13 protein-coding genes are annotated in these 12,955 nt (G+C 64.6%); all 13 read left to right on the top strand.

Going from position 1 to position 12,955, the window contains the following annotated elements; all coding sequences use genetic code 11:
• Positions 1-10: 10 nt before the first annotated feature.
• The 13 genes from NFU08_RS02765 to NFU08_RS02705 all read left to right on the top strand — a co-directional run bounded on the left by NFU08_RS02765 (position 11) and on the right by NFU08_RS02705 (position 12,948).
• Complete coding sequence (locus tag NFU08_RS02765) at positions 11-1,060, top strand: sialic acid TRAP transporter substrate-binding protein SiaP (protein WP_251420580.1); 1,050 nt, start codon at positions 11-13, stop codon at positions 1,058-1,060.
• On the top strand, positions 1,057-1,671 hold the full coding sequence (locus tag NFU08_RS02760) for a TRAP transporter small permease (RefSeq protein ID WP_251420573.1): 615 nt from the start codon (positions 1,057-1,059) through the stop codon (positions 1,669-1,671). Before NFU08_RS02765 ends, NFU08_RS02760 begins: the two co-directional genes overlap by 4 nt.
• A gap of 8 nt (positions 1,672-1,679) precedes the next feature.
• Entirely contained in the window at positions 1,680-2,960 is a 1,281-nt protein-coding gene (locus NFU08_RS02755; protein WP_251420571.1) for a TRAP transporter large permease, read from the top strand.
• Positions 2,961-2,993: 33 nt separating this feature from the next.
• Positions 2,994-4,298, top strand: coding sequence for an enolase C-terminal domain-like protein (locus tag NFU08_RS02750; protein WP_251420569.1), 1,305 nt, complete (start codon positions 2,994-2,996; stop codon positions 4,296-4,298).
• Between the two features lie 19 nt (positions 4,299-4,317).
• On the top strand, positions 4,318-5,805 hold the full coding sequence (locus NFU08_RS02745) for an aldehyde dehydrogenase (NADP(+)) (protein WP_251420567.1): 1,488 nt from the start codon (positions 4,318-4,320) through the stop codon (positions 5,803-5,805).
• Complete coding sequence (locus NFU08_RS02740) at positions 5,802-7,001, top strand: fumarylacetoacetate hydrolase family protein (RefSeq protein ID WP_251420565.1); 1,200 nt, start codon at positions 5,802-5,804, stop codon at positions 6,999-7,001. The genes NFU08_RS02745 and NFU08_RS02740 overlap by 4 nt, the downstream gene beginning before the upstream one ends.
• Positions 6,994-7,707: a GntR family transcriptional regulator gene (locus NFU08_RS02735; RefSeq protein ID WP_251420557.1), complete on the top strand. Its 714-nt coding sequence runs from the start codon at positions 6,994-6,996 to the stop codon at positions 7,705-7,707. The genes NFU08_RS02740 and NFU08_RS02735 overlap by 8 nt, the downstream gene beginning before the upstream one ends.
• 37 nt (positions 7,708-7,744) lie before the next feature.
• Positions 7,745-8,497: an SDR family NAD(P)-dependent oxidoreductase gene (locus NFU08_RS02730; protein ID WP_251420555.1), complete on the top strand. Its 753-nt coding sequence runs from the start codon at positions 7,745-7,747 to the stop codon at positions 8,495-8,497.
• A gap of 38 nt (positions 8,498-8,535) precedes the next feature.
• Positions 8,536-9,387, top strand: a complete 852-nt coding sequence (locus tag NFU08_RS02725; protein ID WP_251420553.1) for a fumarylacetoacetate hydrolase family protein — start codon at positions 8,536-8,538, stop codon at positions 9,385-9,387.
• Between the two features lie 68 nt (positions 9,388-9,455).
• Positions 9,456-10,481, top strand: a complete 1,026-nt coding sequence (locus tag NFU08_RS02720; protein ID WP_251420551.1) for a zinc-binding dehydrogenase — start codon at positions 9,456-9,458, stop codon at positions 10,479-10,481.
• A complete protein-coding gene (locus tag NFU08_RS02715; protein WP_285835562.1) occupies positions 10,478-11,245 on the top strand; it encodes an SDR family oxidoreductase in 768 nt (255 codons plus the stop codon). Before NFU08_RS02720 ends, NFU08_RS02715 begins: the two co-directional genes overlap by 4 nt.
• Positions 11,246-11,311: 66 nt before the next feature.
• Entirely contained in the window at positions 11,312-11,989 is a 678-nt protein-coding gene (locus NFU08_RS02710; RefSeq protein WP_251420549.1) for a bifunctional 4-hydroxy-2-oxoglutarate aldolase/2-dehydro-3-deoxy-phosphogluconate aldolase, read from the top strand.
• Positions 11,986-12,948, top strand: a complete 963-nt coding sequence (locus tag NFU08_RS02705) for a sugar kinase (RefSeq protein WP_251420548.1) — start codon at positions 11,986-11,988, stop codon at positions 12,946-12,948. The genes NFU08_RS02710 and NFU08_RS02705 overlap by 4 nt, the downstream gene beginning before the upstream one ends.
• Positions 12,949-12,955 lie beyond the last annotated feature (7 nt).

The following is a 12,955-nucleotide window of genomic DNA, read 5'->3' as shown; positions in this document are numbered from 1 at the left end:
GGATTCAGCAATGAAGCTTGAAACTAACCCCACCAGCAATGTGGCAGCTCCCCGCGGCAAAGGGAAGCTCGTACTCAGCGTGGCGGCAGCGGCCGCCCTGCTGCTGTCCGGCTGCAGCGTCGGTACACCGGTCGACCGCAGCAAGGTCGAGTCCGTTGACGCTAACGCTAAAACCCTGCGCCTGGCCCACGTTTATGACGCCGGCCATCCCGTGGAGGAGTGCGGCGTCGCCACCATCAAGGAGGAGTTGCAGGGAAGCGGCCTGCAGGTCCAGAGTTTCCCGTCCGCGCAGCTTGGCAACGAATCCGAGCTGCTCGAACAGGTCGCCTCGGGCAGCCTGGACATGGCCGTGGCGGGCCCGTCCTTCCTGGGCGTCTGGGAGCAGAACGCGGCCGTCCTCGATGCGGCGTACCTGTTCGAGGACGTGGACCACTTCGTGGACACGGCAAACGGCGAGCAGATGCAGGCCGTTTTCGACAAGCTCTACGAGTCCTCGGACATCAAGGTACTTTCCAGCTGGTACTACGGGACCCGCCACGTGACGGCGAACAAGCAGATCAGCACCGCAGCGGACTTTGCCGGCCTCAAGATCCGCACTCCCAACGCCCCCCTCTACCTGGCCAACGTCAGCGCCATGGGTGGAACCGCAACCCCGATGGCGCTCGACGAGGTGTACCTCGCACTGCAGCAGGGCGTTATCGACGCCCAGGAAAACCCCATTCCCACCATCGCCACCGCCAAATTCAACGAGGTTCAGGACTACATCAACCTCACCGGCCACATGATCCAGGGCGTTCAACTGAACACCGGCCGGGCGGTCTACGAGGGCCTCACGGATGAAGAACGCACGGCACTCGAGGAAGCGATGCAGGCCGGCGCAGAGGCCACCCGCACGTGCGTCGAGGAGCAGGAGCAATCCGTCCTCGAAGAATGGAAGACCGGCAGCGGCATCCAGGTCAACGAGGACGTGGACCGCGCATCCTTCGCCGCCGCTGCAGGCGAAGCCATGCGGCAGCAGCCTTGGGGTGACCTCTACGACCAGATCAAGTCCGCCCGATGACTGAAGCTGTCGGTGGGCAAACATACGGGAACACCGAAAACAACATTGCAGCGGGGCTGCGGGTCCCGCAGGAACCCGATGACCCTGATTTCGCTGAACAGCGGAGCGCCCCCTACCGGTACCTGGTGGTCACGGAGAGGGTCGCAGCATGCGCGTTCCTCGTGGGTACGCTCGGCCTGATCATTCTCCAGGTGGTGAGCCGATACGTCTTCAATTCGCCGCTCACCTGGACTGAGGAGCTTGCGCGGTTCGCCCTGCTGTGGTTCACGTTCGTCTCCGCCGGTTTCGTCATGGCGCGCCGCATCCACATCGCAGTGGACCTCCTCGCCAGCAAATTGGGGCGGAAGGGGACAATCGTCCTGGATACCTTCGCATTGGCCATGGTGATCATCGCCTCGGGGATGATGGCATTCGCGGGAGCAGAATTCGCAGCCGGCGCGGCGCGCCTCCAGGCCCCCGCGACGTCACTGCCCATGAGCATTGTCTACAGCTCCGCCGTAGCAGGATTCGCCCTGATCTGCTTCCACGCCCTCGTGCACATGTACCTCAACATCCGCCATCCCGAACTAGTGCCGGATGCAATGGAAAACCTCGAACGGGAAGCGGTCTAGGAACCAATATGACACTCCTCATCATGGTGATCAGCCTTCTGCTGCTGCTCGCCCTCCGCGTCCCTGTCTCAATCGCACTGCTCATTCCGTCCCTCGGCTATGTCCTCATGGACCCGTCCGTGCGTCTGGGCACCGCCGTCCAGCAGACGGTCTCCGGCGTCGACAGTTTCTCAATCCTCGCCGTTCCAATGTTCATTCTGTTGGGCAACCTGGCCAACGTATCCGGTGTCACGGACAAGCTCTACGACGCCGCGGTGGCAGCCATCGGCCACCTCCGGGGCAGCCTGGGCTACGTCAACGTCGCCACCAGCTTCGGCTTCTCATGGATGAGCGGCGCCGCCATCGCCGACGCCGCTGCGATGGGCCGGGTTCAGGTACCGGCCATGGTCAAGCGCGGCTACAAGCAGGAGTTCGCGCTCGGGGTCACAGGCGCTTCAAGCCTGATTGCACCGATGATCCCGCCGAGCATTCCGGCCGTCATCTACGCGGTCACGGCCGGAGTGTCCGTCGGTGCCCTCTTCATGGCAGGGATCGTCCCCGCGCTGATCCTGGTCAGCGCACTGTGCGCTACCGTGTGGCTTCTCATGCGGAAGAAGAACGATCTCCGCCTGCCCAAAGCGACGTGGGCCACCCGTGGCAAGACGGCCCTCGGCGCGGTTCCGGCCCTCGGTTCTGCAGTGGTGATCCTGGGCGGCATCCTTAGCGGCGTCTTCACTCCCACCGAGGCCAGCGGGATCGGCGTCATTTACATCGCAGTCCTCGCCGTCGTCTACAAGGCACTCACGTGGCGGAAGGCGTACCGCACGCTGCTGACCACTGTCGAGACCTCCGGCTCGGTGCTCCTCATCGTTGCTGCGGCGGCGCTCTTCGGCTGGGTACTGGCCAGGGAACAGGCTCCGCAGGTAGCTGCGAACCTGATCCTGGACATCACCAACCAGCCGATCGTCTTCCTGATCCTCGTCAACGTGCTGCTTCTCCTCGTTGGCTGCGTGCTGGAGCCGACGGCGGCGATCCTGATCCTCGTCCCGGTCCTCCTGCCCGTGGCAGAAACGTTCGGGATCGATCCCGTCCACTTCGGAATCATGGTCATCTTCAACCTGCTGATTGGACTGATCACCCCACCTGTGGGGCTGGTGTTGTTCGTCCTTTCCAGCGTGACCAAGGCCCCGGTGCCAGTCGTTATCAAGGGGATACTCCCGTTCTTCGTCCCCATGGTGGTGACACTGCTGTTCATCACCTTCATCCCCGTCGTCACGCTTGGCCTCCCGGTATTGCTCGGCTTCCTCTAAACCTTCCGCCGTTGACCTGCAAGGAAATCACTCATGTCAAAAATTCAATCCGTCCGCACCACGGACGTCCGCTTCCCCACTTCACTCGAACTTGACGGCTCAGATGCCGTCAACGTAGACCCGGACTATTCGGCAGCCTATGTGGAGATCACCACTGACGACGGCGAGAGCGGCAACGGTCTCGTGTTCACCTGCGGCCGCGGCAACGAGATCATCACTGCCGCGATGGACAGTTACGGTGAGCTCCTCGTGGGACGGGACACCGACGAACTCGTCAACAACCTTGGAGACTCTTCCCGGCGGCTCATCCATGACTCGCAGATGCGCTGGCTTGGCCCCGAAAAGGGGGTGTCCCACATGGCGGCCGGCGGGCTTATCAACGCGCTGTGGGATATTCGGGCACGGCGGGAGAAGAAGCCGCTGTGGCTGCTGCTGAGCGAAATGCCTGTGGAAGAAATCATCAGCGCAGTGGACTTCACCCACATCCGCAACGCCCTCACCCCCGAAGACGCCGCGGACATCCTCAAAAAGGGCCAGGTGGGCAAGGAAGCGCGCATCGCCGAACTCAAGGAACACGGCTACCCGGCCTACACCACCACCCCGGGCTGGCTCGGTTACAGCGACGAGAAGCTTGTACGCCTGTCCAAGGAGGCAGTGGCCGACGGGTTCGGCATGATCAAGCTGAAGGTCGCCGGCAGTATCGAGGACGACCGGCGGCGCCTGTCGCTGGCGCGCGAGGCGGTAGGACCGGACGTCCGCATCGCCATCGACGCCAACCAGCGCTGGGAGGAGCAGGAGGCCATCGACTGGGTCAACCAGCTTCAGGACTTCGAGCCCTACTGGATCGAAGAACCCACCAGCACGGACGACATCCTGGCCCACGCCGCCATCCGCAAGGCTGTCCACCCCATCAAGGTGGTAACGGGCGAAGCCGTCCACAACCGCATCATCTTCAAGCAGATGCTCCAGGCGGGCGCAATCGACATCATGCAGATTGACTCGACCCGCGTGGCCGGCGTCAACGAGAACATCGCCAACCTGCTGCTCGCGGCCCGCTTCGAAACCCCGGTGTGCCCGCACGCTGGTGGCGTCGGGCTGTGCGAGTTGGTGCAGCATTTCTCCTTCTTCGACTACGCAGCCATTACCGGCACCATGGAGGACCGCGTCATCGAGTTCGTAGACCACCTCCACGAACACTTCACCGAACCGGCAGTAGTCTCTAACGGGCGCTACCAGGCACCTAAGCTGCCCGGTGTGGGCGCCAGGATGCTGCCCGAGTCCACCTCACGCTGGTCCTACCCGGACGGTGCCGTCTGGCAGGAACTGAATGCCCGCTGAGCTTCCGGAAGGATCTGCCATGCACATGACCACCCTGACCATCGCCACCACTCCCGACCAGGTGGACCAGGCCGCGCGGGAAGCCCACGCTGCCTTCCTTGCCATTGCCGATGAGCCGCCTTCCACACGCGCTGCCCGGCTTAACGCAATCGCGGATGCCCTTCGTGCCAACGCAGACGAACTGGTTGCGTTGGCGGCCGCTGATACGAATCTCGCCGAGGCCAGGCTTCAGGGGGAATTGAAACGGTCAGCGTTCCAGCTGGACCTGTTCGCCGATGAGGTGCGCACGGGCATCGCCTTCGATGCCACCGTGGACCACGCCGATCCGGACTGGGGTATGGGCCCCCGCCCGGATATCCGCAGGGTCAACGTGCCGCTGGGCGTGGTGGGCGTTTTTGGGGCGTCCAACTTCCCCTTTGCGTTCAGTGTCATGGGCGGGGACAGTGCCTCGGCTCTCGCTGCCGGCTGCGCTGTCCTGCACAAGTGCCACTCCGGGCACCAGAAACTCGCGCTGAGGACGGGGGAAGTCGTAGCCGAAGCTTTGGCCGAAGCCGGCGCCCCTCCGGGGTTGTTCGCGCTGGTGGACGGCCGCTCTGCAGCGGAAGCCCTGGTGGATCACCCGCTCGTCAAGGCCATCGGATTCACGGGTTCCACGGCCGGGGGCCGGGCGCTCTTCGATCGGGCCAATGCCCGACCCGTGCCCATCCCGTTCTACGGGGAACTGGGCAGCATCAACCCGGTCTTCGTGCTCCCCCAGGCATGGGAAGCCCGCGCTGAAGAGATCCTCACCGGCTACGCGGAATCCTTCACCGTAGGCATGGGACAGTTCTGCACGAAGCCTGGCTTGCTCTTTGTCCCGGCTTCCGCCTCCGAGGAACAGTTGCGCAGCACTATGGAGTCCGCACTCAAGAAGGTGTCGCTGACCAAGCTCCTCACTCCCGGTCTCAGGGAGTCGTTCGGCAAGGCGCGCGGAGAGGTCGCTTCGATCGACGGCGTGCAGGCCCTCGTTCCGGGCTCCGACGATGAAGTGCCCGCACCCACGGTCCTGCTGGTCGATGCGCGTACCGTCGCGTCAGACCCTGAAGTGCTCCACCGTGAGATGTTCGGCCCGGCAACAGTGGTGGTCCGCTACCACGACGTCGCCGACCTGCCTGCACTTGCTGCGCAGATGGAGGGACAGCTGACGGCCACCGTTCAAGCAGACGACGGCGATTCGTCCCCTGAACTGCTCTCCACCCTTACGGGTATCGCCGGCAGGGTCCTGTGGAACGGCTGGCCCACAGGCGTCACGGTCTCCTACGCGCAGCATCACGGCGGGCCCTACCCGGCGACCACGGCACCGGGTACGACCTCGGTGGGCACGGCCGCGATCAGGCGTTTCATGCGCCCGGTGGCCTACCAGAACGTTCCCGACCCCGTACTTCCGCCGGCACTCCAGGAGGCGAACCCCTGGGGCATCGCCCGCCGGGTGGACGGAAGCCTTGAACCTGCAGGAGGACCCCAATGACACGGTTGGAACCGGAAGCAATACTGCCGCAGGACGCCTCGGCCGCCCTGCTGGTTGGCCGCCTGTGGGACCCGGAAACCCAGGGCCCACGCCCGGTCCTGTTCCACGAAGGCGTGCTGTTCGATCTCTTCGATCATGCGAACACCGTGTCCGCGCTGCTCAATCATGACGACCTTCACGGCGTGCTGGAGGGTGCGCGCCAAGAGGGGGCCCGCAGCTGGAACCTGGAGAGCGTCCTCAACGGGGGAAGAGGCCGGGACGAACCCCATCTTCTCTCGCCGGTGGACCTGCAGGCTGTGAAAGCCTGCGGGGTGACCTTCGTGGACAGCATGATCGAGCGGGTCATCGAAGAACGTTGTGCTGGTGACCTGACGCTGGCGGAGCAGATGCGAGCACAGGTGCTGGAGTCCATCGGTGGAAGCCTGGCAGGCGTGCGCCCTGGCTCGGAGGAGGCCGCACGGGTCAAGGAAGTGCTGGTCCGGGCGGGCTTTTGGTCCCAGTACCTCGAGGTTGGCATCGGGCCGGACCCGGAGGTGTTCACTAAAGCCCCTGTCCTCTCGACCGTAGGATGCGGCGAGGACATCGGCATTCCCTCCTTTTCCTCCTGGAACAACCCGGAACCCGAACTGGTCCTGTTGGTGGACCGGGAGGGGCGCGTGCGTGGCTGCACGTTGGGCAATGACGTCAACCTGCGCGACGTCGAGGGGCGGAGCGCACTCCTGCTTGGTATGGCAAAGGACAACAACGGGTCAGCCGCGCTGGGCCCCTTCATCCGCCTGTTCAACGATTCCTACACCCTGGACGACGCCCGCCAGGAGACGATCCGGCTGACAGTACGTGGAACCGACGGATACACCCTCACCGGCACCAACAGCGTGCAGCGGCTGAGCCGTCCCTTCGAGGAACTCGTGGGCGCGGCCTTCGGCCCGCACCACCAGTACCCGGACGGCTTCGCACTGTTCACCGGTACCCTTTTTGCCCCGAACGAGGACCGGAACGCCCCTGGCATGGGTTTCACCCACGAAACCGGCGACACCGTGCAGATCAGCAGCAGCCGCCTCGGAACGCTCACCAACACGGTGAAACCAACCGAGACACTCGAACCGTGGAGCTACGGCATCGGCAACCTGCTGGAGTATGTATTGAAGATGAACAATCCCGCTGCCCATCCACACCTGCCGGCACACCATGGCTGAGCAATCCCCTGACAACGGATCCCGGGCGCGGCCTGCCGTGGACGTCTATGCGATGCTGCGTGCCAGGATCCTTGACCTTCAGCTGCCGCCCGACGAGAAGGTGAACATCGATGCCCTCGCCCGGGAGTTCGGGGTGTCCCAAACACCCGTACGGGAAGCGCTGAGCCAACTCGAGGGCGACAACCTCATCATCAAGACTCCCGGCAAGGGTTACCGGACAACGCAGCTGCTGGACATGGCTGAACTCCGCGAACTTTTCGAATTCCGGCTGATGGTGGAGCCCTGGGCGGCCGGCGTGGCCGCACTGAACCGCCTCAGCAACCCGGCCCGAATGCTGCAAAAATCACTCGCGACCTTCGAAGCCGGGACGGAGAACGCCACCAGCGTAAGACACCTCCTCGTGGCGCACGACACCCACTTCCATGACAGTATCCTCAGCGCCAGCAGCAACCAGTTTGCACTGCACGCCTACCGGGCTACGCACTGCCACCTGCACCTCTTCCGGCTCCACCGCGCGGACGACAAAGGGAAGCAAACAGTAGACGAGCACCGCAACATTGTGAATGCGATCACGGCCTGCGACTCCGATGCAGCCGAGGCCGCCATGCGCGCCCACCTGATCGGGGCCTACCACCGCTTTGCCGAGGCGTTCTCGCAGGACGGCGGCAGAGGTCTGCGGGTGCCACCACCAGCCAAACTCTGCTGATCAGTCCGCCTCCACTCATTACCTTTAGGGGTGCTTTATGGGCTCATTTTCTGGCATCCGGGCCATTGTCACCGGAGGAGCGTCAGGCATCGGCGCCGCCGTCACCGCCGCGCTCGTGGACCAGGGAGCGCGCGTCGCTGTCCTTGACCTGGAACCGGCCGGCCTTCCCGACGACGTATTGGGCCAGCAGTGCGACGTCGCCGACAGCGGCTCCGTCGAGGCCGCCGTGGAAGCCGTAGCGCGCACGTTCGGCGGCATCGACGTCGTCATTAACAACGCGGGCATCGGGGCCACCGGCACCGTAGCCGACAACGATGACGGGGACTGGCTGCGCGTGCTGGACGTGAACGTCGTGGGCATGGTGCGCGTATCAGCGGCCGCGCTGCCGCACCTGAAACGCTCACAAGCCGCAGCGATCGTCAACATCGGATCCATCGCGGCGACGCACGGGCTTCCACAACGCGCCCTCTACTCGGCGAGCAAGGGAGCCGTTGATGCCCTTACGCGCGCCATGGCCGCGGACCACCTGCGGGAGGGAATCCGGGTCAACTGCGTCAATCCCGGCACGGCGGATACACCCTGGGTCAACCGGCTGCTGGGGGCAGCGGACGATCCGGAAGCAGAACGCCGGGCGCTGGAAGCCCGGCAACCGCACGGACGCCTGGTGTCCCCGGAAGAAGTCGCCGCCTCCGTGCTGTTCCTGGCCGATCCCGCAAACGCGTCCACTTCCGGCGTCTCACTTGCGGTCGACGGCGGCATGCACAGCCTCCTCCTGCGACCGTCCCCCTGAACCACCACCCTTGACCCACTTGAACTAGGAGAACGCCAATGGAATTGATGAGACTGGGCGAGGCGGGACAGGAAATACCGGCTGTCCGCGAAGGAGACACCTACTACGATCTGCGGGGAATAACAGCGGACATCACCGGCGCCGCCATCGGCGCCGGCGTGATCGAGCAGGCGCGCGCTGCCCTGCAAGCCGGCTCCCTGCCTGAATTGGCAGACGCCAACAGCATGCGGGTGGGGGCCCCGGTCACCGGGATCGGCGCCGTGGTCTGCGTCGGCATGAACTACGCCGCGCATGCGGCCGAAACCGGCGACACACCACCCGCGGCGCCCATCATCTTCTTCAAGCACCCGAACACGGTGGTTGGCCCCAACGACGACGTCGTCCTCCCGCCCGGCGCCCAGAAGGTGGACTGGGAAGTGGAGCTTGCGGTGGTCATCGGCAAGCGTGCCTCCTACCTGCGCAGCCACGAGGAAGCGCTGGATTGCATCGCCGGGTACACCATCAGCAATGACGTGTCCGAGCGGGACTATCAACTCCAGCACTCCGGCGGACAGTGGTCAAAGGGCAAATGCGCCCCCACCTTCAACCCGCTCGGCCCCGCGCTGGTCCCCGCCGCCAATGTGCCGGACCCCCAGCAATTGCGGCTGTACTCCCGCGTGAACGGGGAGGAAAGGCAGGACTCCACCACCGCGGACATGGTCTTCAGCGTCGCGGAGATCATCCGCGATCTTTCCCAGTACATGGCCCTCGATCCAGGGGACATCGTGAACACCGGCACGCCCCAGGGCGTGGCCCTCTCGGGGCGGTTCCCGTATCTCAGCCCCGGGGACACCATGACCATCGGCGTCGAAGGACTTGGCGAGCAGCACCAAGAGGTAGCGGCGCAATAACCGGCCTTCACGGCAAAGCGATCCACCCCAGCCAGCCAGTAACCAGATCTTCCACCAGGAGCGACACCATGACAGCTGCCATGTACATCGGCGGACGAACCTTCACGACGGCGGCGCCCACCGTTGGGCCTCCTGAAGCCGGGCAGGTGCAGATTGCCGTTGCCTACACGGGCTTGTGCGGCACAGACCTGCATATTTTCCACGGGGACATGGATGGGCGGGTAGCCACGCCTGCGGTGATCGGCCACGAGATGTCAGGCACCATCGCAGCCATAGGCGACGGGGTTTCAGGATGGGCAGTGGGCCAACCCGTCACGGTCATGCCCACCCTCTCCTGTGGTTCGTGCTCTGCCTGCCGCAGGGGGAACTCCCATATCTGCCACAGCCTGAACTTCATCGGCATCGACTCCGAAGGTTCCATGCAGAGCGCGTGGAACGTCCCGGCCGAGGTCCTCGTTGCCCTGCCCGAGGGACTCGCCCTCGATGAAGCAGCGCTCATCGAACCGACGGCGGTGGCAGTGCACGACGTCCGGCGTTCAGGACTGGCCGCGTCAGACTTCGTCGTTGTGATCGGCGGCGGGCCGGTGGGTCAGCTCATTGCCTCCGTAGCCCTGCGGCAGGGCGCCCGCGTGGTACTGGCAGAGCTCGATCCGGGCAGGAGGGAAACAGCAAAGGGATTCGGCATCACCACGGTCGATCCGCGCGAAGAGAACCTCGTGGACTATGTCCTGCGGGAGACAGACGGGGCAGGAGCGGACGTGGCCTTCGAGGTCTCCGGGGCAGCGGCAGGGGTCAGCTCCGCAGTTGAGGTCCTGACCACCAGGGGACGGCTCGTTATGGTTGCCATCCACCCCAAGCCGAAGGAGATTGACCTCCACCGGTTCTTCTGGCGGGAACTGGAAATGTTTGGTGCCCGCCTTTACCAGCGGGAGGATTTCGAGGAAGCCGTTCGCCTCGTGGCTGGCGGTGCCATCCCCGCCCGCCGGATGATCTCCCAGGTGGTGTCCCTTGAGGACGTTGAGCAAGGGTTCCTTGCCCTTGAAAGCGGCGGAGCCATGAAGGTCCTGGTCGACTGCCGGGCGGCGGCCTCGTGAAAACCCCGGGGCTGTTTGACCTGACCGGCAAGACCGCGGTTGTTACCGGAGCCCGGAGAGGCATCGGCATGGCGATGGCCGTAGCCCTCGCCGAAGCCGGGGCCGACATCATCGGGGTCTCCGCCAACCTCGAGGCCGAAGGCAGCGTGATCGAGCAACGCGTCACTTCACTTGGGCGCCAGTTCACGGCAATGAGCGCGGACTTCGCAGACCGCGCCGCGGTGCGCGAACTCGCCGCCAACCTGGTTGCTGCGGGGCCCATAGACATCCTGGTCAACAACGGAGGCACGATTGCCCGCACGCCAGCGGCCGAGCACCCGGACGACATGTGGGACCAGGTCATCCAAGTGAACCTTTCCAGCCAGTTCATTCTGAGCCGGGACGTCGGACAACAGATGCTCGCAAGGGGCAGCGGGAAGATCATCTTCACCGCATCCCTCCTCAGTTTCCAGGGCGGCATCAACGTGCCCGGCTACACTGCGTCAAAGTCCGGGGTCGCGGGCCTGACAAAGGCACTCGCCAACGAGTGGGCAGTGCGCGGCGTCAACGTCAATGCCATAGCACCCGGCTACATTGCCACTGACAACACGCAGGCTTTGCAGGAAGACCCGGACCGTGAACAGGCGATTCTTGGGCGCATTCCCGCCGCACGGTGGGGGCAGCCTGAAGACCTGGGTGGCGCCACCGTGTTTCTCGCCTCCGCTGCGTCAGACTATGTCAACGGGATAGTCCTCCCCGTCGACGGCGGATGGCTGGGCCGTTGACGCCATGGCACCTTTACTGCCGCAGTAACCAACGTCCACACCAGCTCACCAGTTGAAGGAATAGCCGTGCCTCCACCAGAACAGCCACCAGCCGTCGTCGAACGCGCTTCCGCTTCCCAGATACTGCTGGACACAGGAACCATTGCGGTCCTGCGGGCTTCCCATGCACGTGCTTATGCCCCCGTGGTGGAAGCACTGGTTCACGGCGGGGTGTCCAGCATCGAACTGACCCTGAGCACGCCCGGGGTCTTTGAGGAACTCCCGCTGCTGCAGGACCGGTTCGGCAGCGCGGCGGAATTCGGTGTGGGCACTGTAACCACAGCCGACGAGGCAATACGGGCCATCGACGCCGGAGCAACGTACCTGGTCACTCCCGTGACCGACAGCGCCATTATCTCCGCAGCAGTTCAAAGCGGCGTCGCTATCTACCCGGGCGGGCTGACTCCCACGGAACTGTACAAGGGGTGGACGGCAGGAGCGACGGCGGTCAAGGTCTTCCCCGCATCAGTCGTCGGTCCCGGCTACGTGTCCATGCTGCGCGGACCGTTTCCGGGCATTGAGGTGGTTCCCTCGGGAGGGGTAAACATCGACGACGCCGCCGACTGGATGGCGGCGGGAGCACTGGCCGTCAGCCTGGGCGGCCCGCTGCTCGGCGACGCCTTCAAGGGTGGAGACCTGCGCAAGCTCACAGAGCGCGCACGCCGCCTGCGGGACATCGTCGACGAAGCCAGGGCATCGCTGTGAGCACGGCCGAAGTGGCACCTTACCTGGTGACAATCGGGGAGACTATGGCACTCCTGACCGCCCAGCATCCCGGGCCGCTTGCCCACGTCTCCTCGATGGGCCTCGGCATCGGCGGTTCCGAATCCAACGTGGCCATCGGTGTCCAGCGTCTTGGCGGCACCGCGGTGTGGTGTGGCCGGACAGGGGCCGACTCCCTCGGCCAGCTCGTCCGGCGCGAAATACGTGCCGAAGGAGTCACGGTCCGCAGCATCGAGGATCCGTCAGCGCCGACAGGGCTCATGCTCAAGGAACGGCGAACGATGGCCACGCAAAAGGTGAGCTACTACCGCGCGGGAAGTGCCGGTTCCAAGCTGACGCCGGAGGACCTGGATTCTTCGCTCATTTCGGGAGCTGCGGTCCTCCATGTCAGCGGCATCACGCCCGCACTTTCAGCCACCGCAGCTACGACTATCCGCGAGGCCATCGACATCGCCCGGTCACAAGGGGTGACCGTCTCGTTCGACCTCAACTACCGGGCGAACCTCTGGACCACAGAGGATGCCCGACGCTCGTACCAGGAACTGATTCCCCTCACCGACATCGTCTTCGCCGGCGACGAAGAGGCGGTGATTGCCACCGGACCTGCCCACGAGCCCACCGAACTGGCCCAACGCCTGGCCGACCTCGGCCCGTCACAAGCGATCATCAAGCTGGGAAGCAAGGGGGCCGTGGCGTCCATTGACGACAAGATCTACCACCAACCCGCTGTAGCGATCGAAGCCGTGGACACCGTCGGGGCGGGCGATGCGTTTGTCGCCGGCTACCTGGCGGACCTGATGGCAGGGAAAGCCCCTTCGGACCGGCTCGAGCTCGCCGCCAAAACCGGAGCATTCGCCTGCCTTGCCTACGGGGACTGGGAAGGACTCCCGACACGCCCGGAGCTGGCCCTCCTGCACCAGACAGAGACAGTCAATCGGTGAAAACTCT

The sequence above is a fragment of the Pseudarthrobacter sp. NCCP-2145 genome (assembly GCF_023708005.1).
In the GTDB taxonomy this organism is placed as follows: Bacteria; Actinomycetota; Actinomycetes; order Actinomycetales; family Micrococcaceae; genus Arthrobacter; species Arthrobacter oxydans.
Note: the sequence above shows the minus strand (reverse complement) of the source record. Positions and strands in the feature narration are given on the sequence as shown.